The following is a 22,228-nucleotide window of genomic DNA, read 5'->3' as shown; positions in this document are numbered from 1 at the left end:
CGGAACGACAATCCTCGCCGGCCGGCCTGCTCGTCTGCGGCTGGCGGCTGAGCTTCAGTTCGCCGGGCGCCGAATGCAGCGAAAGCCCAGATGGCTCATGGAACTGTCCAGCATCTGCGCGTGGCGGGCGGCCGGGCGGTAGCGACGGCAGTAATCGGGCGTGCACAGATGCGATCCGCCCTTCAGCACTTTCCTCGGGATGCGGATGTCGGGCATCTCGGGATCGTAGCTGCCGTCGATCGCCGCGCCGCGCGGGTTGCTGGGCACGCAGCAGCTCTTGCCCTGCGGCTGGCCTTCGTGGCGCGGGGCATACCAGTCCTGCGTCCACTCCCAGACATTGCCGATCATGTCGGAAAGGCCGAAGGCATTGGCGGGGAAGCTGCCGACGGGCGAGGTGCGCTCGAACCCGTCCTCCAGGCTGTTGAAATAGGGGAAGCGGCCCTGAAAGACGTTCGCCATATGCCGGCCACCCAGCGTCAGCTCGTCGCCCCAGGCGAATTCCCGCCCGGCGTTTCCACCCCAGCCGGCGAATTCCCACTCCGCCTCGGTCGGCAACGACTTGCCGGCCCATTCGGCATAAGCGGCTGCATCATGGTGGCAGACATGCACCACAGGATGCTGCATCAGCCCATCGAGGCTGCTCGCCGGCCCCAACGGATGCTTCCAGCTGGCGCCCGGAGTCCAGGCCCACCACTGGCTCCAGTCGTCGAGGCTGACCGGGCCGGGCGGCGGCGTGAAGACGAGGCTGGCCGCCACCAGCATGGCCGGGTCGGCGCCGGGATAATCCTCGGCCCGGGGCGGCACCTCGGCCATGGTCACATAGCCCGTCGCCTCCACGAAGGCCGCGAACTGGCGGTTGGTGACCGGAGTCCGGTCCATCCAGAAGCCGGACACTTCCACCTCATGCGCGGGCGCTTCCTCGGGATAGTGCCGGTCCGAGCCCATGCGGAAGCGCCCGCCCGGAATCCAGGCCATGTCTTGGGTGGCCATGTCTTGGGTGGCCATGTCGTCGGTGGATAGGGTCATGGCGGGCTTCCTCTCGTCGGCCGCCTTAATGGACGGGGGAAAGGCCGGCCCGCAATGCCCTTTGCATCTGCCCCGGCCCAAAGCGGGCAAAAAAGCCGGCCGCGCCTCAGGCCGGCGACGCTTCGCCCTTGAAGCCGGTCGCGACCAGGAACGTCTCGGAGGAATCCTTGCGGCTGGCCGGCGGCTTGGCGTGCTTCACGCTGGCGAAGCGGCGCTTCAGCTCCGCGACCAGCGCGCCTTCCGCCCCGCCCCCCAGCACCTTCGCCACGAAGGCGCCATCCGGCTTCAGCACCCGCATGGCGAAGTCGGCGGCCGCCTCCACCAGCGCCATGGTGCGCAGATGATCCGTCGCCGGATGGCCGACGGTGTTCGCCGCCATGTCGGACATCACCAGATCGGCCTGGCCGCCTAGCATGGCGATCAGCCGTTCATCCATGCCGTCTTCCAGGAAATCGCCCTGCACGAACTCCAGCCCGGCGATGGGCTCCACCTCCAGCAGGTCGATGCCGATGATCTTCGCCTTCGGCCGGCGCTTCAGCGCCACCTGCGTCCAGCTACCCGGCGCCGCGCCCAGATCGACGATGCGGTCGGCGCCCTGCAGCAGGTGGAAGCGCTCATCCAGTTCCATCAGCTTGAAGGCGGCGCGGGCGCGCCAGCCTTCCAGATGCGCGCGCTTCACATAGGGGTCGTTCAACTGCCGCTCCAGCCAGCGGGCCGAGCTGGCCGAGCGGCCGCGCCGGTTCTTCAGCCGGTTGCGCCCCCCCAGAGAGCGCCCGCCGGTGCTGCGGCTGCCGCCACTGCCCGTGCCACCACCCCCGCCGCCGCCTCTTGCCGGCCCGCTCATGCCCGCACCGCCACAGCGGCATCCGTGCGCACGATCATGCTGCGCAATATCCCTTCGCGAATTCCCCGGTCGGCGACTCGAAGCCGCGGCGCGCTGCCAAGGTCGATCAGAGCCTCCAGGATCGCCGCCCCCGCCACCACCAGGTCGGCCCGGTCCGTGCCGACGCCGGGAATGGCGGCGCGCTCTTCGGGCGACTTGCGTGCGAGACCATGGCTCAGCGCCACCAGTTCCGTGGTGGAAGCCAGGGAGCCGTCCACCTGCCGCCTGTCATATTGCGGCAGCCCCATGTTGAGGCTGGCGAGCGTGGTGACCGTGCCGGAGGCGCCGAGCAGCTGCACGTCCCCGCGCATACGGTTCACCAGCGGCTTCAGATGTTCGGCGACCCGCGCCTTCATCCGCTCATAGGCTTCCATGCGCAGCGCCGGGTCTCCGGCATCCGCCAATTCCGTTTCCCCCAGCGACACGACCCCCCAGGGCACGCTCACCCAGGCCTCCATCCGGAAGGCGGGGGCGCGGGGCTTGTCGCCCCTGGTCCGCTCCAGCAGCACCACTTCCGTGGAACCGCCGCCGATGTCGAACACCAGCGTGCGTCGCGCCGTCCGGTCGATCAGCGTCTGGCAGCCCAGGACCGCCAGCCGCGCTTCTTCCGCCGGGGTGATGACGTCGAGGGCGAGGCCGGTCTCCTCATAGACCCGGCGCACGAACTCCGGGCCGTTGACGGCGCGGCGGCAGGCCTCGGTCGCCACGCTGCGCACCTGGGTGACGCCGCGCCGCGCCAGCTTGTCGGCGCAGGCGGAAAGGGCGGCCACGGCCCGGTCCATCGCCGCGTCGGACAGGCGGCCCGATTGCAGCAGGCCCTCGCCCAGCCGCACGATCCGCGAATAGGCGTCGATCACCTGGAACTCGCCGTCGTCGCCATGGCTGCGCCGGGCGATCAGCAGCCGACAGTTGTTGGTGCCGAGGTCGAGGGCTCCGAACACGCTCCGGCTGGCTGGGCCGCTTCTCAGGAAAGGTTGCCCGGCATGCAAGCGGCCGGGCCGCTCTCGCCCTTCGGGGCCTGCACTTTCCTCGGCGGCCTCTCCCGGCCGCCGGATTGCGCCATGGGCCTCGGCCCCGGCACGTTGATACTCGCCCATCGTCGTCGTCCCGGCTCGCTTGAAGCGGCAACCGCCTCAGGCACTTGGGAAGGAAGCTAGCAGGATGCGACGAATTCACAAGTGCCGGGCAAAAGCTTGCGCGCGCGGGCTTGTGCAAGGCCCTGCTCGCCGCTATAGGCCGCCCTTCTCATGGCCTGGGCCCCGACGTTCGGACGAGAACGGGGACGTAGCTCAGATGGGAGAGCGCAGCAATCGCACTGCTGAGGTCAGGGGTTCGATCCCCCTCGTCTCCACCAGGCCTTCCACGACATCGGTCTTGCTGACGAACCTGCGCCGGTCGACCGGGATCATGCGCGGCCCGGCTACTGGTTGATCTCGGGCTCCACCAGCCTTGCCAGCTTGTGCAGGGAATCCTGCCAGCCGAGATAACAGCCGTCGGGTGGAATCACGTCGGGCACGCCTTCCTGCTCGATGCGGATGTCTGTGCCGGCGGGTACCGCCTTCAGGACGACCGTGACCCGCATCTCGCCCGGCAGCTCGGGGTTGTCGAAGCGGTCCGTATAGACGAGACGCTCCCCGGGCACGAGTTCGAGATAGCGGCCGCTGAAGGAATGGCTGGCTCCGGTCGTGAAGTTCCGGAAGGACATGCGGTGGCCGCCGCCCACTTTTGCGTCCATCTCATGGACGGTGCAGAGGAAGCCATAAGGCGGAAGCCAGCTGGCGATCGCGTCGCTTTCCAGAAAGGCGCGATAGAGTTTTTCCGGTGGCGCGGCGATGACACGGTGAAGTCGGATGCTGCCGGGCATGTTCCTCTCCTCTCGCTTTGCATTCCGGCAGGGCAGCCCATCCGGATATGGAGGGCGACGCTCCGCCGACGGGCTGATATTTTGCCCCGAGTCTTAAATCCTCATATCTTACATCCCCATGTCCGGAGCTGGCGATGCGCGTTCTCATCCTCGACGGCCATCCCGATGAAGGCCGTCTCGTCACCCATTTGCTCGACCATTATCAGGCCGGGCTCGGCGCCGATATGGAGGTCGAGCGGATCGCGGTGCGCGATCTCGCCTTCGACCCGATTCTGCGGCAGGGCTACAAGGTCGTTCAGCCATGGGAGCCGGACCTCGAGCGCGTCGCTGCCGCAATCGCCGCCTGCGATCACCTCGTCGTCGCCTTTCCGATGTGGTGGGGCAGCGAGCCCGCCGAGTTGAAGGGGCTGATCGACCGGGTGCTGCTGCCCGGCTTCGCCTTCCGCTATCATCGCGACGATCCGTTCTGGGACCGGCTGCTTGCGGGCCGTTCGGCCGATGTGCTCATCACCACGGACACACCATCCTGGTATCTGCGCTGGGCCTATGGGAATCCGGTGGTGCGCCGCTGGCGCGGCCAGATTCTGGGCTTCTGCGGATTCAAGCCGCTGCGCGTGGCTCGCTTCGGCCCGGTGCGCCATGGCGGCGTGGAGAAGAATATCGGCGCTTGGCGGCGGCAGGTCGAAAAGCTCGCTTCGTCCGCCTCTCGCCTGCGACGCGGCCCCAAGGCCTGACGGGGATTGCTGAAAAAGAGCGTGGCCGAAGCAGCCAGCGGCTGCGCAGCATATCCAAAGGGGCGACCCCGCGTCTCGGCGGGGCCGCCCCTTTGCGTCGGCCATGGGCGTCGGGGGCGAAGGCCCGTGGCCCGACGTTGGCGTTTCAGCCCGCGCGCCGGATCAGCGACATCACCAGGCTTCCGATGAACAGCACGACGAAGATGAAGAACAATATCTGCGCCATTCCGGCCGAAGCGGAGGCGATACCCCCGAAACCGAACACGCCTGCAATCAGCGCAATGATCAGAAAGCCGATGGCCCAACCCAGCATAGCAGTCTTCCTTTCCTTTTCCTGCCTCTTGCGAATTCAACCTCCGGCGTTGCGAATTGTTCCCACATTCGGGTGAAAGGCCTGATCAAGCCTCGATTCTGGAAAAATGAGGCAAAGCGAAATCCTGCCGCAGTCGTCCTCGACCGTCAGGAACCGCCCACCCAATTGCCGCGCGAAGGCCGTGAGCAGCCTCGGCGGTTCCGGCAAGTCCCGTGTCGACCCGGCGTCTGTCTCCACTTCGAAATGCAGCGCCGCCTCGCCCTGCGCCAGCCGCAGCGAAAGCGATTGCAGGCGACAGCCCAGGCATTCCGGTTCGCGCAGCCAGGCGCCCACCTCCACCACGCAGAGCGCCAGCGGCACGGCGCTGTCGATTCCGACGGCGACGGGAGGGGCGTCGACCGTTAGCGCCTGCGTTTCGAACTCGGTGGCCACAAGCTCGACAAGCCCCTGAAGCAGCACATCCGCGCGCACGGCCGCCCGCTCGAAATCGCGGTAGAGCAGGCGATGCACCAGTGTCAGCGCCCCCACCCGCAGGCGCAATTCGCGCAGCGGGCCGATTTCCGCCTGGCCGGCGTTTCCGGCCCGCAGCGTCAGATAGCTGGAGATGAGCTGCAGATTGTTGCGGACGCGATGGTTCAATTCCAGCGTCAGCGCCTTTTGCCGTTCCAGCGCCTCGGTCAATGTCCGGTCGCGCTCGGCGATGGTGCGGGCCATGCGCTGCGCATCCGCCGCGAGCGCCCGGATCTCCAGCGGCGCTTCCTCGAACCGCTCGGCTGGAAGCCGGTAATTCCCCTCGCCGATCAGGCCGGTGATCCCCCTGAGCTCGGTGACCCAGCGCAGGATGCTGTGGTTGGCGCCCACCCAGATCGCCACGGACGTCAGCAGCAGGGCCGCCAGAGGCAGCGCGAAGGAACTGGCGAAAAACCACCAGTCCCCCGCGAGCCCGCCCATCCACGGCCGGACAAAGACCAGATGCAGGCTGTCCTCCGCCCGCTCGGCCGAATGCAGGGGGGCATGGCTCCAGGCCCAGCGCTCTCCCACGGCATTGACGAGCGAACCCGGCTGGCCCGCCGCGGGGCCGAGGGGCAGTGGGTCCAGCCCCGCGGGCGCCTTGCCGGCCAATATCCTGCCGCTCCCGTCGGCCAGCAGGGAAAAGGCGCCGCGCTGCCGCTGCGGCGGCTCGATGGAGTTCGCCAGCTTCGCAAGATCGACCAGCGCCACGACATATGGGCCGCTGGCAGGCGGGCCGGAGCGGGGCATCCGCCACAATTCGCCCGCCGTCATCTGCCGCCCCGCCTCGCCGCCGCAGCGGACCCGCCCCTTCTCGTCGAGGGCGACCAGCTTCACATAAGGCCCCAGCATCTCGCCGGCGGCGTGCAGCAGGCTCGCGCATTCCTCGGTGCGGCCTGCCCGTATGGCCGGATGGCTGTCCAGCAGGGCGACAAGGGGCTGGACGCGGTGAAGCGGATTCATCTGCGGCGAAGCGGCCTGGAGCACGGCTGCCCCCAGTTCCTGATTGGCCCTGCGCACATCGCTAAGAAGCCGGTCCACGCCCAGAATCGCCGCCAGAATCGCAAGCGGCACAAGCGCCAGGGACAGCACGATCAGCAGGGCCTGATGGATCGGCCGCCGCCGGGTGAGGAAGGTTACAAGCCGCCGGCCGAGGGAAACGAGGGGGGATGGGGCTGCTTCGACCGGCTCCGCGTCCGGAGGTCTCACCCCGGATTCGCCGCGGTCGCGCGAGCCGATGGCCTATCCTCCGGCCCCTCGATGTAACGCTTGAGCGCTGCACGGCCACGGGTGATTCTGCTCTTGACCGTGCCCAGCGGCACTCCGGCCACATCGGCGATTTCCGCCCACTGCAAGCCGGATTCCAGCAGCAGCAACGCTTCGCGCTGCTCGTCGGGCAGCGCCCGCAGGCCGCGCTGCAGATCGGCCAGCATGCGTTCCCCGCCCTGGTTGGGCGGGGTGGTCAGCAGCCGCTCCGCCGCTTCCGGGTCGTAGCTGGTAAAACGCCGCGCGACCGCAGCGGTGGTGTAGAAATGGTTTCGCAGGATTCGGAAGATCCAGGCGCGAAAGTTGGTGCCGGGCGTATAGGTGCGGCGGGCCCCCCAGGCCTTCGCCAGCGCTTCCTGCGCCAGATCGTCGGCCTGGTCGCGATTACCGCACAGCCCGCGGGCAAAAGCCCGCAGCGAAGGGATGATGCCGACGAGATCCCGGCGGAATTCGGCATCGGCCGCCGCGACATTCTCGGCCGGCGGCTCCGGCGGCTCCCCGGCCACGCCCGTGCGCGAGACGGAGACGAGATCGGCGGTCATAGCCGGTCGCCTCCGGCCCGCCGGGGGCCGTCCTCCAGCGCCGTCGCGGCCGGATTCTCCGCCCCGGAGCTTTCCGAAGGCGCGGTGGCGCGATGGTCGTCGATCCTGTCCAGCAGGTCGAGGAAATGGTCAGGCACGTCTTCCTGCTCCACATCCGCCCACAGCTTGCGCAAGCCAAGGGCAATCGGATCATCCGCCCGTCTTCCGACGGCTCGTCCGACCCCCGCCTTTTCGTCCTTAGCCATGGCCTGCTCTCTTCTCCTGCACGATCTTAACCGGCAACAATCGCCCTGTGGCGCGAAAGTTCCGTGCCGGCACCCACCGTCGCAAAAAAATTGATGGAGCGCGGGAACATGCAGCGATCCTCGTGGTTTTGCGCAGTGGAAGCTTCCTGCCGGAGAGAATCGAATGACGGTCGATCAGACGAGCGCGCGCCACACCTATGCCCCGCATCTGCCATTTCTGCGCCGCTACGCGCGCGCGATCTCCGGCTCGCAGAAAGCCGGGGACGCCTATGTCCGCGCGGCGCTCGAGGCCTTGCTGGCCGATCCGGGCGGGCTCGACACCAATCCGTCCAACCCCCGGCTGGAATTGTTCCGGCTGTTCCATCTTTTCCGGTCGCCGGTCTTGCAGCCGTCCGGCATCGCCGAGCCGGAAGGCGCGGCGCTCCATGGCCGCGAAGGGCTGATGCTGACGGCGATCGAGGGTTTCACCTCCTCCGAGGCCGCCAGCATCCTCAACATCTCCGCAACCGAGATGGAGGCCGCGATCGCCGATATGAAGGCGCGCATCGCCGCGGCCATCCGCTCCCGCGTGCTGATCATCGAGGACGAACCGATCATCGCCATGCATCTGGAACAGATCGTCGCCGACATGGGGCATGAAACGGTCGCAAACGCCATCACCCGCGAGGAGGCGGTGCAGGAAGCCGGGCGGACGCTTCCCGATCTGGTGCTGGCGGACATCCAGCTGGCCGACGGCTCTTCCGGCGTCGATGCCGTGGGCGATATTCTCGCCCGCCAGGACGTTCCCGTCATCTTCATCACCGCCTATCCGGAAAGGCTGCTGACCGGCGAGCGGCCCGAGCCCACCTATCTTGTCACCAAGCCGTTCCAGGCGGAGGCGGTGGTGGCCACGATCGGCCAGGCCCTCCTCGCCCGCCAGCCGCTGTTCGCGCCGGCCTGACCCGCCCGGAATCGTCCGGGTTGGCAGGGCGTGGCAATTCGCCGTCCAGCCGTCGGCAGCCCGGAAACAATGGCCCGTTTCGCCGGTTTCATTCCCGAGGCGCAGACGCCTCCTGACAGGATGATCGAAAGGAGCGGCCATGAACTGGGATAGGATTTCGGGAAACTGGACCCAGCTTACGGGAAAGGTGAAGGAGCAATGGGGCAAGCTGACGGATGACGATCTGACGGAAATCGCCGGAAAGCGCGACATCATGATCGGCAAGATCCAGGAACGCTATGGCATCGCCAAGGATGAGGCCGAGCGCCAGCTGGACAAGTTCAGCTCGGACTACTGAGAGGAATTGGAAATGACCCCCGCTCAGGCCGAAGAAGGCGATCTCGCGGACTTCGAAACGGCGCTCGCCGATCCCGCAGCCTATTATGCCGACCCGGAAACCATCCTGGCGGACCGCGAATTGTCGCTTTCCCAGAAGCGGCGTTTCCTGACGGAATGGGCGCAGGATCTGGCGGATCGGCAGCAGGCCGATGGAGAGGGCATGATTGCCCCCGGCCAGAAGCGGGAAGCGGCGGAAGCCGAGCTGCTGCGCCGGGTCAACGCCAGTCTCAAGCTGCTGGAAGGACAGCCGGAGCAAGAGGACGGGAAGGTCGAGCGGAGCCACTGGAAGCGCCTGCTTCCGCTCCGAGGCTGAACCAGTCCGCGCTTCGCGGATGCGACCCTGACTGGGCTGGTGCCGCCTTACGCGCACCAGCCCATTTTTATGCGTTCGAGATGGGTTTAAAAGCCATGACTACCGGCATTTATTGCGCAAATGTAGCGGATGGCAGCCTCAGTTGCGCGACTAATCCGTCCTGGGTCCATCGCCTGGTTATCTGTCCGCCGAGACTGCGCGCCGCCGTCCGCAACAGCAGGCTGCCGAAGCCTTCCTGCATCTCGCCGGGTTTCCCGGCGGGGCAACCGGCCTCGACCCAGTCGAGCCATATCTCCCCCTCCACATGCTTCAGGCTGACAGCCAGCCGACCATCCGCATGCGAAAGGGCGCCATATTTCGCCGCATTGGTGGCAAGCTCGTGCACGATGAGCGCCAGCATCGGCAGCGACCGGGCACCGGCGAGGATATCGGTGTCGACAACGAAGCGGCATTCCGCACCCCGGCGCTCGTAGGGCGCGACAATGGTCGCCAGAAGCTCGCGGACATCGACAGCGGCGGCGACGGGATCGGCGCCCGAGTCTGGCATCGTCAGGGCATGAGCGCGGTCGAGCGCCGCCACGCGGCCGGCGAAATTGTGGACCAGGTCATCCACATCCCCGGCGTCGCGCGCGCTCAGCGAGAGCAGGCCCGAGATGACCGCGAACAGATTCTTGATACGATGCCCCATTTCGCGCAGCAGCAGCGCCTGCTGTTCCGCATGCCGGCGGGCATCCCGGATGTCGCGCGCGATCTTCGACGCGCCGACGACCCTGCCTTCCTCGTCGCAGACAGGCGAAACGGTGAGCGATATGTCGACCAGGCTGCCGTCCTTGTGGCGCCTCAAGGTCTCGAAATGCCGAATGCTCTTCCCCTGGCTCAGCCGGGAGAGGATTTCGCTTTCCTCGTTCAACCGGTCTTCGGGGATTATGAGGGAGATATGCCGACCGATGGCCTCCTCGGCCGAATAGCCGAACAGTCGTTCGGCGGCACCGTTCCAGCTCAGGATAACGCCCTGCAATGTCTTGCCGACAATCGCATCGTCCGAGGATTCGACGATCGCCGCCAGCCAGGCTCTTTCACTCAATCCCTGTATGACGTCCGCCCGACCATATTCCGTTCCAGAATTCATATTTTCGTCCTTCGGGCCTCCTTCCGGCATATCGGAAGACATGGGAGGCGTGCAAATGTCTTGCGAACAACATAGGAACTTCGGCTTTTTCCGCCCTCCCGGCTGGCCTGCAAATCGGTGACTTGGCCGCATTTCCCCCGCCAGTCTGCGCAGCGGCCGGCTGGACTGGTCCGTTCCCACGGCGACTGGCGGGCCGGGCCTTGGAACCTTGGTCCGAGCGCGGCGGTTATGACGCAGGGGGTTCAAGAGAGGAGACAGTCATGAAAAAGTGGATTCCCGGCCTGTTCCTGGCGATCGGCCCCGCCACGATGGCGATGGCGCAGGAGGCGATGCCTCCCGAGCCGGCCCCGCAATATGGCAAGGAGGCCGCGCCGGCCTCGACCGAGGAGGCGCAGGCCCGGCGCCTGCTGATGGAAGCGGGCTACACCAACATCACCGACCTGCAACGCGACGGGCAGGGCTGGAAGGCGCGCGCCGTGCAATCCGGCAAAACGGTGAATGTCCGGGTAGCCGCGGACGGAAGCGTGTCCGGCCAACCGCGCTGAGGACAGCGCTTACAAGGCAATCACCCGGCCGGAGGAAATCCGGCCGGGTGATTCATTTTCAAGCGATGGTTTATTTGTCCTTTGCGCGATCCCGAACGGCATCCGCCTGATTTTCCAGCGAATCCGCCTTCCTCTCTCCGGAATCGCGCACGCGGTCGGCTTTTTCCTCCAGCGCGCGCTCGCCCGCGGTATCCGTTCCATCGATATGCGTGTCGAGGCTGTCCGCCCGGTCTTCCAGGGCTTCGGCTTGCAAATCGGTGTCGGCGCGAACGGCGTCGGCCTGATTCTCCAGGGCCTTCGCTTCTCGTTCGGCTTCCTTCTGGGCCGCATTGGAGCAGCCACTGGCCAGAAGCAGGGCAGCAACGGCGATAGGCGCGTGGAACTTCATGATCTGAAAATTCATCGATTGTCTCCCGATCAGCGCGGCGTGCCGCGGCGAACCATGTTGACGATTGCGAGCAGGATGATGGCGCCTATGAACGAAGCCAGCAGCGATCGGATATCGAAGGCGCCGCTGGTGATGGGGGCACCGCCCAGGAATGGCGTGACGATGAAGCCCGCCAGGATCGCGCCCACGATACCGACGACGACATTCAGCAGGATTCCCTGCTGCCCGTCGGTCCGCATGACGATGCTGGCAAGCCAGCCGATGATACCGCCGACAATCAGAATATAGAGAATCGTCATCAAACCTCTCCCTTCCCGGAGGGAAATAACCGCCGACGGGCGAAATGGTTCCCGCGAGCTGCCGGAAAGGCCGCACCGAGCGGTTGCTCTTCCTGCATGGGCCGCGCACCGATATCGGGTTTGAAAGCAGGAAACGGAGCGCGGCGTCGACGATTTGCCGCCAGGATGTGGCGATGATGACAAAGCCCATGGAAACAGCCCGGCCGGATATTGCATGCGATCCGCGCTGGGCGCGGGTGCTGGCCCGCGACACAAGCGCGGACGGCCAGTTCTGGTATTCGGTCAGGACGACAGGGGTCTATTGCCGCCCATCCTGCCCTTCGCGCCGCGCCGACCCCGGCAATGTCACGCTGCACGATACGCTGGAAAGCGCCCGCGCCAGCGGCTGCCGCCCCTGCAAGCGCTGCAATCCGGAAGGTGCTTCTCTCGACGCGCAAAACGCCGCGCTGGTGGAGCAGGCCTGCCGGTTGATCGAAATGGCGCAGGAGATCGTGCCGCTGCAGAAGCTGGCCGACACCGTGCAACTGAGCCCCGGCTATTTCCATCGGCTGTTCAAGGCCGGAACGGGCCTTACCCCCCGCGCCTATGCCGCCGCGCACCGGGCCGGAAAGCTGCGCGAGAAGCTGTCCGGCGGAAGCCCCGTGACCAACGCCATGCATGAGGCCGGGTTCAATTCCAGCAGCCGATTCTATGCGCAATCCTCCGACCTTCTCGGCATGGTGCCCGGGCGCTATCGCACCGGCGGCCGGCATGAGATATTGCGCTTCGCGGTCGGCCAATGCGCCTTGGGGGCGATACTGGTGGCGTCCAGCGAAAAGGGCGTCGCCGCGATCCTGCTGGGCGACGATCCCGATGCGCTGGTCCGCGACCTCCAGGACCGCTTTCCGAACGCCGGGCTGGTCGGGGGCGATACGGATTATGAGCATCTGGTCGCGCAGGTCATAGGGTTCGTGGAGGCGCCGGGGATCGGCCTCGACCTGCCGCTCGATGTGCGCGGCACGGCCTTCCAGCAGCGGGTCTGGCAAGCGCTGCGCGACATACCGCCGGGCGAGACGGCGACTTACGCCGACATTGCCAGGCGAATCGGCTCGCCAACCGCCACGCGCGCGGTGGCGGGGGCCTGCGCCGCCAACCGCATGGCCGTCGCCATTCCCTGCCACCGCGTCATCCGCACGGACGGCTCGCTTTCCGGCTATCGCTGGGGCGTGGAACGCAAGCAGGCGCTGCTCTTGCGGGAGGTCGCCTCCGGATGAAGCGGATCGCCTGGCGTAGGGGCCGAACGGGGGCCGAGCGGGGGGCCAGGCAAAAAACGCACCAAAGCGATCAACTTATGCTTGCGTCATCGGCCCTCGCTGAAGATTAAGGGCGGGAGCAACCCTGCTCGAGGCCGCTGGCGAGGAGCTGACGACCCCGATGGACCCGCAACATATCCTGTTGCTGATCATGACGCTGCCGTTCCTCGGCAGCTTCGCCGCTGCGTTCATTCCGACGCGGGCGCGCACCCAGGCGACCATGCTCGCCGGGCTGATCGCGCTGTTCTGCGCCGGCGCCATCGGCGGGCTCTATCCGCTGATCGCCAACGGGCAGGTGCTCGTCAGCACCACGCCCTGGCTGCCCTCGCTCGACTTGAACCTCACCTTCCGCCTGAGCGGCGTGTCGTGGCTGTTCTCCATGCTGGTGCTGCTGATGGGCGCGCTGGTGATCCTCTACGCCCGTTACTACATGTCGCCCGAGGATCCGGTTCCCAGGTTCTTCGCCTTCCTGATGGCCTTCATGGGCTCGATGCTGGGCGTTATCCTGTCGGGCAACCTGGTGCAGATCGTCTTCTTCTGGGAACTGACGAGCCTCTTTTCCTTCCTGCTGATCGGCTACTGGCACCATAACCAGAGCGCGCGGGACGGGGCGCGCATGTCGCTGATCGTCACCGGCGCGGGCGGCATCTGCCTGCTGCTGGGCTTCCTGCTGCTGGGGCATATCGCCGGCGGCTATTCGCTGGACCGGGTGCTGGCTTCGGGCGAGGCCATCCGTTCCAGCCCGCTCTACCTGCCGACCCTGCTGCTGATCCTGATCGGCGCCTTCACCAAGAGCGCGCAATTCCCCTTCCACTTCTGGCTGCCGCACGCGATGGCGGCGCCGACTCCGGTTTCCGCCTATCTCCATTCCGCCACCATGGTGAAGGCGGGGGTGTTCATCCTGATCCTGCTGTGGCCGGTGCTTTCGGGGACGGACGCCTGGTATTTCACGGTGGCACCCATCGGCCTCGCGACGCTGCTGATCGGCGCCTGGGTGGCAATCTTCCAGCAGGATCTGAAGGGCCTGCTGGCCTATTCCACGATCAGCCATCTGGGCCTCATCGTCCTGCTGCTGGGCCTCGGCAGCCCGCTGGCGGCGGTGGCGGCCATCTTCCACACGGTGAACCACGCCACCTTCAAGGCCTCGCTGTTCATGGCCGCAGGGATCATCGACCATGAGACCGGCACGCGGGACATCCGCAAGCTCGGCGGCCTCTATCGCTTCATGCCCATCACCGCGACGCTCGCCATGGTAGCCGCCGCCGCCATGGCCGGCGTTCCGCTGCTGAACGGCTTCCTTTCCAAGGAGATGTTCCTGGCCGAAGTTCTGGAAAAGCACAGCGGCACCATCCTCGACCAGATGCTCCCATGGCTCGCCACGCTGGCTAGCGCCTTCGCCGTGCTCTACTCGGTGCGGTTCATCCACCAGGTGTTCTTCGCGCCCCCGCCCGAACCCCTGCCGCACGAGCCGCATGAGGCGCCGCCCTGGATGCGCCTGCCGATCGAGATTCTGGTGCTGGCCTGCCTAGTGATCGGCATCTTCCCGGCGATCACGATCGGGCCGTTCCTGGCGACCGCCGTGCAGGACATGCTGGGGCCGCGCACGCCGGACTACAGCCTCGCCATCTGGCATGGTTTCAACCGGCCGCTGCTGCTCAGCCTGCTGGCGCTGGTGGGCGGGGTCAGCCTCTATGCGCTGTTCGGCAAGCGGCTGAACGCCGTGAAGACCTCGCCGGTGGTCGGGCGGCTGAAGGCGCGGCGGACGTTCGAGGCGGTGATCGAGCATATCGTCGACGGGGCCGGCCAACTGCACAAATGGGCGGGCACCGCCCGGTTGCAGCCGCAGCTTCGGGCGCTGGTGGTGATCGCGCTCGCCGCCTCCGTCCTGCCTTTCTGGCTCTTCGGCTATTCGGTGGGCAGCAAGCCTTTAACGCCGCTCGATCCGGTTTTCGCCATCTTCTGGGCGATCGGCGGCGCCAGCGCCATCGCCGCGGCATGGCTCGCCAAGTTCCACCGGCTGGCGGCGCTCATTCTCGTCGGCGTGGCCGGGCTCGTCACCTGTCTCAGCTTCGTCTGGCTGTCGGCGCCCGATCTCGCCGTCACCCAGCTCGTGGTGGAAATCGTGACGACGGTGCTGCTGCTTCTGGGGCTGCGCTGGCTGCCCAAGCGCCGCCCCGACATATGGCCGGAAAAGCATATGCCCGTGCGCGTGGCGGCGCGGCGCGGCGCCGATCTGGTGATCGCGATTATCGCCGGTCTTTGCATGTCTCTCGCCGCCTATGCGGTGATGAGCCGGCCGCTTACCGACAGCATCGGCAGCTTCTTCACCCAGAACGCCTATTCCAAGGGCGGCGGCACCAATATCGTCAATGTGATCCTGGTGGATTTCCGCGCGTTCGACACGCTGGGCGAAATCACCGTGCTGGCGATCGTCGCCATCACCGTCTTCTCGCTGCTGCGCCGCTTCCGTCCGGCGGCCGACAGCATCAAGACACCGGAACAGCAGCGCGTGCAGAACGAGTTCGACCGCGCCCATGCCAGCCGCGACGTGGGCGACACCCTTGCCGATTATCTGATGATCCCGCGCACGGTGATCGAATGGATGTTCCCCGTCGTCGTCACCTTCGCCATCTACCTGCTGCTGCGCGGCCACGACCTGCCGGGCGGCGGCTTCGCCGCCGGCATCGTCATGTCGATCGCGATCATCCTGCAATATATGGCGAGCGGCACCCGCCATGTCGAAGACCGGCTGATGATCATGCCGCTGCGCTGGATCGGCTTCGGGCTGCTGGCCGCCACCTTGACCGGGGCCGCCGCCTGGCTGTTCGGCTATCCGCTCCTCACCACCTATTTCCGCTACATCGAGCTGCCCGTCATCGGCACCATGCCGGTCGCAAGCGCGCTTCTGTTCGACATCGGCGTCTTCTCGGTGGTGGTCGGCGCCACGATCCTGGTGCTGATCGCGCTCGCCCACCAGTCCATCCGCACGCCGCGCGCCGCGCGCGCCACCGAAACCCAGGCGGGCGGGGAGGCGGGCTGATGGAAATCATAATGGCGCTTGCCATCGGCGTCCTGACCGGCTCGGGGGTGTGGCTGCTGCTGCGCCCGCGGACCTTCCAGCTGGTGATCGGGCTGGCGCTGCTTTCCTATGCGGTGAACCTGTTCATCCTGGCGATGGGCCGGCTGCGCGTCGGCGCTCCGCCCATCCTCACCAAGGGCGCCGCGGTGGACCCGGCCGCCTACACCGATCCGCTTCCGCAGGCGCTGGTGCTGACGGCGATCGTCATTTCCTTCGCCACCACGGCGCTGATGCTGGTGGTGCTGCTCGCCTCGCGCGGGCTTACCAACACCGACCATGTCGACGGCGAGGAGGATCAGCCGTGACGGGCGGATGGATGCAGCATCTCGTCGTCCTGCCGATCGTGCTGCCACTGGTCGCCAGCGCGGTGATGCTGCTGCTGCACGACCGCCGGCTTCGCCTCAGGAGCAGCCTCGGCCTCGCCACCACGGCGTTGCTTGTGCTGATCGCCTCGGTGCTGTTCTACCAGACGCTCGCCGGCGGGCCGCTGCAGCCTTGGGTCGGCACCTACCGGCTGGGGGACTGGGCCGCGCCCTTCGGCATCGTGCTGGTCGTCGACCGGCTTTCGGCGCTGATGCTGTTGCTGACTTCGGTGCTGGGCTTCACCTCGCTCCTCTACGCTCTGGCGCGGTGGGACAGGTCGGGGCCGCGCTTCCATGCCCTGTTCCTGCTGCTGCTGATGGGGCTGAACGGCGCCTTCCTGACGGGGGATCTCTTCAACCTCTTCGTCTTCTTTGAGGTTTTCCTCGCCGCCTCCTACGGGCTGGTTCTGCATGGTTCCGGACAGCCGCGCGTCAGCGCCGGGCTGCATTACATCGCCATCAATGTGGCCACCTCGCTGCTGTTCCTGATCGGCGTCAGCCTGCTCTACGGCGTCACCGGCACGCTCAACATGGCCGATCTCGCCATGCGCATCCCCAATGTCCCGCCGGAGGATGTGATGCTGCTGGAGGCGGGGGCGGCGATCCTCGGCATAGCCTTCCTGGTGAAGGCGGGCATGTGGCCGCTGGGCCTGTGGCTGCCGCGCACCTATGCGGCGGCGGCCCCGCCGATCGCGGCGATGTTCGCCATGCTCTCCAAGGTCGGCGTCTATATCATCCTGCGCCTTTCCATGCTGCTCTTCGGGGACCAGGCCGGCCTCGCCGCCAGCTTCGCCAACGACTGGCTGCTGATCGGCGGCATGGCGACCATCGCTTTCGGCGCCGTCGGAATCCTCTCCGCCTCCACGCTGACCGGGCTCGTCGGCCATTATGTGCTGGTGTCGTCCGGCACGCTGCTCGCCGCCATCGGCACCGGCAGCCACCGGGTGCTGGCGGGCGCGCTCTTCTATCTCGTCAGCTCGACGCTGGCGATCGCCGCCTTCTACCTGATCGTCGAACTGGTGGAACGCGGCAGTGTCGAGGAAGGCGAAGGCTCGACTTCGGAACCGGTGTTCGAGGACGAATATCTGGGCGCGCTGGCCGAGGAAGAGGATAACGAGATCGGGGTCGTCATCCCGGCGACGCTCGCCATCATCGGCGGCGGCTTCGCCTTCTGCGCCCTGCTGCTGTCCGGCCTGCCGCCGCTTTCGGGCTTCATCGCGAAATTCGCCATGATCGACGGCATCCTCGCCGAGCGGGCGACGATGGAGACTTCCTCCTGGTGGTTCATCGGCCTCATCCTCGCCTCCGGGCTGGCGGCGCTCATCGCCTGCGTGCGCGCCGGAATCGACCTCATCTGGACGCCCGACGAAACCCAGACCCCGGCGCTCGGCGTGCTGGAGGCGGTGCCGATCGCCATCCTGCTTTCCGCCTGCCTGGCGCTGATGATCTGGGCCGGTCCGGCGATGACCTTCATGGAGGACACGGTGCGCGACCTCTCCGACCGCGCCGTCTATTCCGATTCCGTGCTGGCGCCCATCGGCAAGTCCGTGGGAGAGGTGGCGCCATGATGAAGCGCATCCTGCCCTATCCCCTTTTCGGCCTCGCGCTGCTGGTGATGTGGCTGCTGCTGATGCAGTCCATATCCCCGGGGCAGATATTGCTCGGCTGCCTCGTGGCGCTGATCGCCACCAACGCCATGTCGGCGCTGCAGCCGGAAACCGCGAACATCCGCTTCGGCATGGCCATGCTGCGGCTTCCGCTGGTGGTGCTTCAGGACATCTTCCGTTCGAACCTCGCCGTCGGCCGCATCATCCTGCAGGGGCAGAGGCAGCATATCCGTTCCGGCTTCCTGCAGATCCCGCTCGACATGCGCGACCGCTTCGGCCTCGGCGTGCTGGCCATCATCCTCACCGCCACTCCGGGCACGCTCTGGGTGCAATATGACCGGTCGCGGAACCTTCTGCTGCTGCATGTGCTCGACTTCGTCGATCCCGACCATTGGGTCGAGCTGATCAAAGAGCGCTACGAACGCCTGCTGATGGAGATTTTCGAATGAGCGCCACGCTTCTGCTGGGCTGGTCCATCACCATCTCGCAGCTGATCCTGGGCTTCGCCATGGCCTGCGCCACATGGCGCGTGGTGATCGGCCCGCGCGCGCAGGACCGGGTGCTGGGGCTGGACACGCTTTATGTGAACGCCATGCTGCTGCTGGTCACCTTCGGGATCCAGTCGGGGCAGACGCTCTATTTCGAAGCGGCGCTGGTGATCGGCATGCTGGGTTTCACCGGCACGGTCGCGCTTTCCAAATTCCTGATGCGCGGCGAGGTGATCGAATGACCGAGGCCCCGGACCTGCCGCTCTGGGCCGCGATCCTGACGGCGCTGCTGCTGCTGACCGGCGCCAGCATCACCGCCATCGGCTCGATCGGCCTGCTGAGGCTCAAATCCTTCTACCAGCGCGTCCACGCCCCGACGCTCGGCTCTACGCTGGGGGCGGGCGGGATCCTCGTTGCCTCCATCCTCTGCTTCTCGGTGCTGGAGGGGCGGGCGGTGATCCATGAAGTGCTGATCGCCCTTTTCCTGACGCTGACAACCCCGGTCACGCTGATGCTGCTGGCCCGCGCCGCCCTCTATCGCGACCGCACGGAAGGGGATGAAGACGTGCCGAAGGAACTGGACTGAAACCCTGATTCCCATCGAGGGCGCTGCGCAGCCTGGAAGGTCCGGCCCCGGCCCGACCGTTCAGCCTGCCCCGGAAGTGGGCATGAGGGCAAGGCAAGCACGGGTTCTGGCGCTCCAATCAAAACTGTCTCCCTAAATTCTCTATTGAAACAATAGATATCTGTCGGATTGGAACATGAGATCCGAAAAGGGACGGATATGCGAAAAAAGGGGTTCACGGTTCAATCGAGCCTTTCGGCGCTGATCGCCGGGCTGGGCGTGCTCGCCATGCCCGCGCAGGCGGAAGCGGATGCGGACGCCGAGGTGACGGCCGCTTCCAGCGGGGAGATCGTCGTCACCGCGCGCAAGCGCGACGAGCGGCTGCAGGACGTGCCGGTGGCCATTTCCACCATTTCCGGCGACACGCTGGCCCGGCAGCAGATCAACCGCGTATCGGACTTTTCCGCCAAGCTGCCCAATTTCGGCGCGGTGCAGCAGAATACCCGCGTGTCCGGCCTCTATGTGCGCGGCCTTGGCGGCAACGCCAACAACGACGGCGCGGAATCGGGCGTCGGCCTCATCGTCGACAATGTGTTCTACACCCATGTCGGCTTCTCCTGGCTCGACTTCGTGGATGTGGAAAATGTGGAACTCGTGCGCGGCCCGCAGGGCACGCTGCTGGGCAAGAACACCACTATCGGCGCGCTGATCATCACCACGAAGAAGCCCAGCTTCGAGCCGGAGGCGACGGTGGAGGCCGGCTACGCCAATTTCGGCCGCTGGCAACTGCGCGGCAATGTGAGCGGCCCGATCATCAAGGACAGGCTGGCGTTCCGCATCACCGGCTATCGCGACAAGTCGGACGGCTGGATCACCAACGCCTATGACGGCCAGAAGTTCCTGGACGTGAACCGCTGGGCGCTGCGCGGGCAACTGCTGCTGGAGCTGCCGACCTTCACCAACCGGCTGATCGTCGAGCGTTACGAAACCAACGAATACAACAATTTCTACCCGCCGTTCGCCGATGCCAACAACTTCACCAATGGCACGGTCCGCGCCGCGAGCTGGGAGCGCAAGCTGCAAACCATCTTCGGCTTCACGCCCAGCTACGATTATCCGCAGAACGCCAATGTGAACACGCAGGAGCGGATTTCCAGCAAGGTCTGGGGCATTTCCAACCAGTTCGACGTGCAATTGGGCGATCACAGCATCACTTCCGTCTCCGCCTGGCGACAGCTGCGCTTCCGCCCCAAGAACGACAGCGACAATTCACCCTTCTCCATCCTGCGCGCCGGGTTCGACGTCGACGTCGACCAATATTCGCAGGAGATCCGCCTCGCTTCCCCCACCGGCCAGACGGTCGATTATCAGGTCGGCGCCTTCTACCTTTACGAGGATCTGGTTTCCAACAACCGCTCCCTCTTCCAGTCCGACGCCACCAGATGGTTCCTGACCGGCCAGCTGCCGCCGGCCTATCTGCTGCCGCTGGTACTGGATGGGGTGGAATATCAGCAGCGCGGCTCGGCCAAGATCGAAAGCTCGGCCCTCTTCGGGCAGGGCACATGGCATGCGACGGACAGGTTCGACCTGACGCTCGGCCTGCGCCTCTCGCGGGAGGCGAAATCCGCCATCAACCTCGGCCGGAGCTTCGGCGGCACGCCGCTGGTCGGCCCGCTCGCGGCGCTCGCGCCTGCCCGCGCCGCCGTCCTCGCCTCCTTTGGCGGCACCACCCCGGCGCTGGCCGGCAATTTCCGTCTGGCGGATTCCCATACCACGACCGGCTGGTCGTGGCTCGTCAACCCGTCCTACAAGCTGTCGGACGATGTGCTACTCTACGCCTCCGTGAGCCACGGCGAGAAATCCGGCGCCGCCAACCTGTCGGCGACGCCCGGCAAGCCGCTGCTGATCGATCCGGAAAAATCGACCGCCTACGAAGCGGGGGTGAAGGCAAGCTTCCCGGGCGTCGGCTTCCTCAATGCCAATCTTTACTGGAACGACATCACCAATTTCCAGGCGACGCAGGTGGACCCGAACCGGCTGGCGCTGGGCAGCTATCTCGGCAATGTCGGCAAGGTCAGGCTGCGCGGGGTGGAACTGGAAGGCCAGGTCTCGCTGGCCCGGGGCATCAGCCTTTCGGCCAATGGCGCCTTCAACGACGCGCGCTACGTCTCCTATGAGAAGGGCCCCTCGCCGGTAGAGGCGCAATATCCGGGCGCCCCCACCTATGTCGACTGGTCGGGGGAACGGGTGGTCGGAGCGCCCAAATGGTCGGGGCAGGTCAGCCTCGACGCGGATGTGCCGATTTCGAGCGCGCTCCACATCACGGGCTTCGCGAACCAGACCTATCGGTCGGCGGTCAACCTCTCCAACCCCTTCTCCGAATATGGGCGGCAGGAGGCTTATGGCCTCACCAACGCCGGCCTGGGCATCCGCGCGGCGGATGGCCGCTGGTCGCTGAATGTCTGGGGCCGGAACCTGTTCGACAAGACCTATTTCGTGGGGGTCGGCCCCGCCAATCCGGTTTCGCCCTACATCGGCGTGCTGGGCGATCCGCGCACCTATGGGGTCACCGGCAAGGTCAGCTTCTGACAGCGGCGCCGGATGCAGGCTCGTGCATCCGGCGCCCCGCAGGCGGCTTATTTCGTGGTGTAGCCGCCGTTCACCAGAATCGTCTGGCCGGTCATCCACCAGCCGTCGGTCACCAGGAAGCGGATCCAGGGCACGATATCCTCGATATGGGTGAGGCCCGTGGGGGTGAACCTGGACAGGGCCGCGGCCGTCTTGTGATAGGCGACCGCCTCTGCGCCTTCCGCCGGATAGAAGAAGGGCGTGTCCATCGGCCCGGGGCCGATCGCCGTCACCGAAATCCCGCGATCGCCGAACTCCTTGGAAGCGGCGCGGGTGAAATGCTCGACCGGCGCCTTGGTGCCGGCGTAGCTGGCGTAAAATGGCGTGTAGGCCCCCAGCAGCGAAGTGACGAGCGTGCAGATCCGGCCATTGTCGTCAAGCGTCTTTCCGGCCTCCTTCAGGAAGAAGAAGGCGGCCTTGGCATTCACCGCGCTCATTTCATCATATTCGGCCTCGCTGACTTCGGCGATCGGCTTCTTCAGAACCTTGCCGACCGTGTTGATGGCGATGTCGATGCCGCCAAGCGCCGCCTTCGCGTCCGCGAACAGCTTTTCCATGGCGCCCGCCGTGGAGAGATCGGCTTGGAAGGCGAAGGCCCTGGCGCCCGCCGCCTCGATGGCGGCCACGGTCGCCTCCGCTTCGGCCTTGGCCGAAGGGCTGTTGTAGTGGATGGCAATCGCGCGCGCGCCATGTCCGGCGAAGTCCCGGGCGATCAGTCCGCCCAGATTCTTCGCGCCGCCGGCGATGAGAACGGCCTTCCCCTTGATGCTGTGATCCGTCATTTCAACAAGCTCCTTTGCCAGAATATGGGCGGGTGATCGCCGGCTGGCCC

At 66.3% G+C, this 22,228-nt stretch carries 25 protein-coding genes and 1 tRNA gene; 14 read left to right on the top strand and 12 right to left on the bottom strand.

Translation table 11 applies throughout. From position 1 onward, the window contains the following. Positions 1-54: 54 nt before the first annotated feature. From L6Q21_RS01905 to L6Q21_RS01895, 3 genes are all read right to left on the bottom strand, one after another. A complete protein-coding gene (locus L6Q21_RS01905; protein WP_237828764.1) occupies positions 55-1,026 on the bottom strand; it encodes a formylglycine-generating enzyme family protein in 972 nt (323 codons plus the stop codon). Between the two features lie 106 nt (positions 1,027-1,132). Then, complete coding sequence (locus tag L6Q21_RS01900; protein WP_237828763.1) at positions 1,133-1,870, bottom strand: RlmE family RNA methyltransferase; 738 nt, start codon at positions 1,868-1,870, stop codon at positions 1,133-1,135. Next, positions 1,867-2,850 (bottom strand): Ppx/GppA phosphatase family protein, encoded by a 984-nt coding sequence (locus L6Q21_RS01895; protein ID WP_336246219.1) that lies wholly within the window; start codon positions 2,848-2,850, stop codon positions 1,867-1,869. Before L6Q21_RS01895 ends, L6Q21_RS01900 begins: the two co-directional genes overlap by 4 nt. A gap of 337 nt (positions 2,851-3,187) precedes the next feature. On the opposite strand from L6Q21_RS01895, the gene L6Q21_RS01890 reads away from it, so the two are divergent. Continuing rightward, positions 3,188-3,263: transfer RNA gene (locus tag L6Q21_RS01890), tRNA-Ala, on the top strand. 66 nt (positions 3,264-3,329) lie between these two features. On the opposite strand, the gene L6Q21_RS01885 is transcribed toward L6Q21_RS01890, so the two are convergent. Continuing rightward, positions 3,330-3,773 (bottom strand): SRPBCC family protein, encoded by a 444-nt coding sequence (locus L6Q21_RS01885; protein ID WP_237828762.1) that lies wholly within the window; start codon positions 3,771-3,773, stop codon positions 3,330-3,332. A gap of 134 nt (positions 3,774-3,907) precedes the next feature. Here L6Q21_RS01885 and L6Q21_RS01880 point away from each other — a divergent pair, with 134 nt between their 5' ends. Next, on the top strand, positions 3,908-4,507 hold the full coding sequence (locus L6Q21_RS01880) for an NAD(P)H-dependent oxidoreductase (protein ID WP_237828761.1): 600 nt from the start codon (positions 3,908-3,910) through the stop codon (positions 4,505-4,507). Positions 4,508-4,652: 145 nt separating this feature from the next. Here the strand turns inward: L6Q21_RS01880 and L6Q21_RS01875 are convergent, their stop codons facing one another. The 4 genes from L6Q21_RS01875 to L6Q21_RS01860 are packed head-to-tail and all read right to left on the bottom strand — an operon-like array spanning position 4,653 to position 7,383. Continuing rightward, positions 4,653-4,820 (bottom strand): DUF1328 domain-containing protein, encoded by a 168-nt coding sequence (locus tag L6Q21_RS01875; RefSeq protein ID WP_237828760.1) that lies wholly within the window; start codon positions 4,818-4,820, stop codon positions 4,653-4,655. Positions 4,821-4,856: 36 nt separating this feature from the next. Beyond that, entirely contained in the window at positions 4,857-6,539 is a 1,683-nt protein-coding gene (locus L6Q21_RS18105) for a sensor histidine kinase (RefSeq protein WP_237828759.1), read from the bottom strand. Next, a complete protein-coding gene (locus L6Q21_RS01865; protein WP_237828757.1) occupies positions 6,536-7,138 on the bottom strand; it encodes a sigma-70 family RNA polymerase sigma factor in 603 nt (200 codons plus the stop codon). The genes L6Q21_RS18105 and L6Q21_RS01865 overlap by 4 nt, the downstream gene beginning before the upstream one ends. After that, a complete protein-coding gene (locus L6Q21_RS01860) occupies positions 7,135-7,383 on the bottom strand; it encodes a NepR family anti-sigma factor (protein ID WP_237828756.1) in 249 nt (82 codons plus the stop codon). The genes L6Q21_RS01865 and L6Q21_RS01860 overlap by 4 nt, the downstream gene beginning before the upstream one ends. 163 nt (positions 7,384-7,546) lie before the next feature. On the opposite strand from L6Q21_RS01860, the gene L6Q21_RS01855 reads away from it, so the two are divergent. The 3 genes from L6Q21_RS01855 (at position 7,547) to L6Q21_RS01845 (ending at position 9,014) form a co-directional block, all read left to right on the top strand. Next, positions 7,547-8,323: a response regulator gene (locus L6Q21_RS01855; protein WP_237828755.1), complete on the top strand. Its 777-nt coding sequence runs from the start codon at positions 7,547-7,549 to the stop codon at positions 8,321-8,323. A gap of 139 nt (positions 8,324-8,462) precedes the next feature. Then, positions 8,463-8,660: a CsbD family protein gene (locus L6Q21_RS01850; RefSeq protein ID WP_237828754.1), complete on the top strand. Its 198-nt coding sequence runs from the start codon at positions 8,463-8,465 to the stop codon at positions 8,658-8,660. A gap of 12 nt (positions 8,661-8,672) precedes the next feature. Then, positions 8,673-9,014, top strand: coding sequence for a hypothetical protein (locus L6Q21_RS01845; RefSeq protein WP_237828753.1), 342 nt, complete (start codon positions 8,673-8,675; stop codon positions 9,012-9,014). Positions 9,015-9,123: 109 nt separating this feature from the next. Here the strand turns inward: L6Q21_RS01845 and L6Q21_RS01840 are convergent, their stop codons facing one another. After that, complete coding sequence (locus L6Q21_RS01840) at positions 9,124-10,143, bottom strand: PAS domain S-box protein (protein ID WP_237828752.1); 1,020 nt, start codon at positions 10,141-10,143, stop codon at positions 9,124-9,126. 260 nt (positions 10,144-10,403) lie between these two features. Here L6Q21_RS01840 and L6Q21_RS01835 point away from each other — a divergent pair, with 260 nt between their 5' ends. Further along, positions 10,404-10,688 carry a hypothetical protein gene (locus tag L6Q21_RS01835; RefSeq protein WP_237828750.1) on the top strand — a complete coding sequence of 95 codons (285 nt, stop codon included), beginning with the start codon at positions 10,404-10,406 and terminating at the stop codon, positions 10,686-10,688. Between the two features lie 70 nt (positions 10,689-10,758). On the opposite strand, the gene L6Q21_RS01830 is transcribed toward L6Q21_RS01835, so the two are convergent. Next, complete coding sequence (locus L6Q21_RS01830; RefSeq protein ID WP_237828749.1) at positions 10,759-11,076, bottom strand: hypothetical protein; 318 nt, start codon at positions 11,074-11,076, stop codon at positions 10,759-10,761. A gap of 29 nt (positions 11,077-11,105) precedes the next feature. After that, the gene (locus L6Q21_RS01825; protein WP_237828748.1) at positions 11,106-11,375 is read right to left on the bottom strand and encodes a GlsB/YeaQ/YmgE family stress response membrane protein; all 270 of its coding nucleotides are present in this window, start codon (positions 11,373-11,375) and stop codon (positions 11,106-11,108) included. A 173-nt stretch (positions 11,376-11,548) separates the two neighbouring features. Here L6Q21_RS01825 and ada point away from each other — a divergent pair, with 173 nt between their 5' ends. From ada to L6Q21_RS01785, 8 genes are all read left to right on the top strand, one after another. Continuing rightward, complete coding sequence (ada, locus tag L6Q21_RS01820; protein ID WP_237828747.1) at positions 11,549-12,628, top strand: bifunctional DNA-binding transcriptional regulator/O6-methylguanine-DNA methyltransferase Ada; 1,080 nt, start codon at positions 11,549-11,551, stop codon at positions 12,626-12,628. 160 nt (positions 12,629-12,788) lie between these two features. Continuing rightward, a complete protein-coding gene (locus L6Q21_RS01815) occupies positions 12,789-15,707 on the top strand; it encodes a monovalent cation/H+ antiporter subunit A (RefSeq protein ID WP_237828746.1) in 2,919 nt (972 codons plus the stop codon). Next, entirely contained in the window at positions 15,707-16,051 is a 345-nt protein-coding gene (locus L6Q21_RS01810) for a Na+/H+ antiporter subunit C (RefSeq protein ID WP_237828745.1), read from the top strand. The genes L6Q21_RS01815 and L6Q21_RS01810 overlap by 1 nt, the downstream gene beginning before the upstream one ends. Beyond that, positions 16,048-17,676, top strand: a complete 1,629-nt coding sequence (locus tag L6Q21_RS01805) for a monovalent cation/H+ antiporter subunit D (RefSeq protein WP_237828743.1) — start codon at positions 16,048-16,050, stop codon at positions 17,674-17,676. Before L6Q21_RS01810 ends, L6Q21_RS01805 begins: the two co-directional genes overlap by 4 nt. Next, the gene (locus L6Q21_RS01800; protein WP_237828741.1) at positions 17,673-18,164 is read left to right on the top strand and encodes a Na+/H+ antiporter subunit E; all 492 of its coding nucleotides are present in this window, start codon (positions 17,673-17,675) and stop codon (positions 18,162-18,164) included. The genes L6Q21_RS01805 and L6Q21_RS01800 overlap by 4 nt, the downstream gene beginning before the upstream one ends. Further along, positions 18,161-18,445 (top strand): K+/H+ antiporter subunit F, encoded by a 285-nt coding sequence (locus tag L6Q21_RS01795; protein WP_237828740.1) that lies wholly within the window; start codon positions 18,161-18,163, stop codon positions 18,443-18,445. The genes L6Q21_RS01800 and L6Q21_RS01795 overlap by 4 nt, the downstream gene beginning before the upstream one ends. Further along, the gene (mnhG, locus tag L6Q21_RS01790) at positions 18,442-18,789 is read left to right on the top strand and encodes a monovalent cation/H(+) antiporter subunit G (RefSeq protein WP_237828739.1); all 348 of its coding nucleotides are present in this window, start codon (positions 18,442-18,444) and stop codon (positions 18,787-18,789) included. Before L6Q21_RS01795 ends, mnhG begins: the two co-directional genes overlap by 4 nt. Positions 18,790-18,987: 198 nt before the next feature. Further along, the gene (locus L6Q21_RS01785) at positions 18,988-21,357 is read left to right on the top strand and encodes a TonB-dependent receptor (RefSeq protein WP_237828738.1); all 2,370 of its coding nucleotides are present in this window, start codon (positions 18,988-18,990) and stop codon (positions 21,355-21,357) included. Between the two features lie 47 nt (positions 21,358-21,404). Here the strand turns inward: L6Q21_RS01785 and L6Q21_RS01780 are convergent, their stop codons facing one another. Next, positions 21,405-22,178: an SDR family oxidoreductase gene (locus tag L6Q21_RS01780; protein WP_237828737.1), complete on the bottom strand. Its 774-nt coding sequence runs from the start codon at positions 22,176-22,178 to the stop codon at positions 21,405-21,407. Positions 22,179-22,228: the final 50 nt, after the last annotated feature.

The sequence above is a fragment of the Sandaracinobacteroides sayramensis genome, from assembly GCF_022014495.1.
Taxonomy (GTDB): Bacteria; Pseudomonadota; Alphaproteobacteria; order Sphingomonadales; family Sphingomonadaceae; genus Sandaracinobacteroides; species Sandaracinobacteroides sayramense.
The sequence above is the reverse complement of the archived record's forward strand: the minus strand, read 5'-3'. Positions and strand labels throughout refer to the sequence as shown.

What these genes read in the sequence shown, in the direction of transcription:
- L6Q21_RS01800 (WP_237828741.1), top strand. Translation starts at nt 17,673, where the DNA reads ATGATGAAGCGCATCCTGCCCTATCCCCTTTTCGGCCTCGCGCTGCTG.
- L6Q21_RS01900 (WP_237828763.1), bottom strand. Translation starts at nt 1,870, where the DNA reads ATGAGCGGGCCGGCAAGAGGCGGCGGCGGGGGTGGTGGCACGGGCAGT.
- L6Q21_RS01785 (WP_237828738.1), top strand. Translation starts at nt 18,988, where the DNA reads ATGCGAAAAAAGGGGTTCACGGTTCAATCGAGCCTTTCGGCGCTGATC.
- L6Q21_RS01860 (WP_237828756.1), bottom strand. Translation starts at nt 7,383, where the DNA reads ATGGCTAAGGACGAAAAGGCGGGGGTCGGACGAGCCGTCGGAAGACGG.
- L6Q21_RS01880 (WP_237828761.1), top strand. Translation starts at nt 3,908, where the DNA reads ATGCGCGTTCTCATCCTCGACGGCCATCCCGATGAAGGCCGTCTCGTC.
- L6Q21_RS01840 (WP_237828752.1), bottom strand. Translation starts at nt 10,143, where the DNA reads ATGAATTCTGGAACGGAATATGGTCGGGCGGACGTCATACAGGGATTG.
- L6Q21_RS01835 (WP_237828750.1), top strand. Translation starts at nt 10,404, where the DNA reads ATGAAAAAGTGGATTCCCGGCCTGTTCCTGGCGATCGGCCCCGCCACG.
- L6Q21_RS01845 (WP_237828753.1), top strand. Translation starts at nt 8,673, where the DNA reads ATGACCCCCGCTCAGGCCGAAGAAGGCGATCTCGCGGACTTCGAAACG.
- L6Q21_RS01855 (WP_237828755.1), top strand. Translation starts at nt 7,547, where the DNA reads ATGACGGTCGATCAGACGAGCGCGCGCCACACCTATGCCCCGCATCTG.
- ada (WP_237828747.1), top strand. Translation starts at nt 11,549, where the DNA reads ATGATGACAAAGCCCATGGAAACAGCCCGGCCGGATATTGCATGCGAT.
- L6Q21_RS01815 (WP_237828746.1), top strand. Translation starts at nt 12,789, where the DNA reads ATGGACCCGCAACATATCCTGTTGCTGATCATGACGCTGCCGTTCCTC.
- L6Q21_RS01905 (WP_237828764.1), bottom strand. Translation starts at nt 1,026, where the DNA reads ATGACCCTATCCACCGACGACATGGCCACCCAAGACATGGCCACCCAA.
- L6Q21_RS01795 (WP_237828740.1), top strand. Translation starts at nt 18,161, where the DNA reads ATGAGCGCCACGCTTCTGCTGGGCTGGTCCATCACCATCTCGCAGCTG.
- L6Q21_RS01865 (WP_237828757.1), bottom strand. Translation starts at nt 7,138, where the DNA reads ATGACCGCCGATCTCGTCTCCGTCTCGCGCACGGGCGTGGCCGGGGAG.
- L6Q21_RS01810 (WP_237828745.1), top strand. Translation starts at nt 15,707, where the DNA reads ATGGAAATCATAATGGCGCTTGCCATCGGCGTCCTGACCGGCTCGGGG.
- L6Q21_RS01875 (WP_237828760.1), bottom strand. Translation starts at nt 4,820, where the DNA reads ATGCTGGGTTGGGCCATCGGCTTTCTGATCATTGCGCTGATTGCAGGC.
- L6Q21_RS01885 (WP_237828762.1), bottom strand. Translation starts at nt 3,773, where the DNA reads ATGCCCGGCAGCATCCGACTTCACCGTGTCATCGCCGCGCCACCGGAA.
- L6Q21_RS01830 (WP_237828749.1), bottom strand. Translation starts at nt 11,076, where the DNA reads ATGAAGTTCCACGCGCCTATCGCCGTTGCTGCCCTGCTTCTGGCCAGT.
- L6Q21_RS01825 (WP_237828748.1), bottom strand. Translation starts at nt 11,375, where the DNA reads ATGACGATTCTCTATATTCTGATTGTCGGCGGTATCATCGGCTGGCTT.
- L6Q21_RS01850 (WP_237828754.1), top strand. Translation starts at nt 8,463, where the DNA reads ATGAACTGGGATAGGATTTCGGGAAACTGGACCCAGCTTACGGGAAAG.
- mnhG (WP_237828739.1), top strand. Translation starts at nt 18,442, where the DNA reads ATGACCGAGGCCCCGGACCTGCCGCTCTGGGCCGCGATCCTGACGGCG.
- L6Q21_RS01780 (WP_237828737.1), bottom strand. Translation starts at nt 22,178, where the DNA reads ATGACGGATCACAGCATCAAGGGGAAGGCCGTTCTCATCGCCGGCGGC.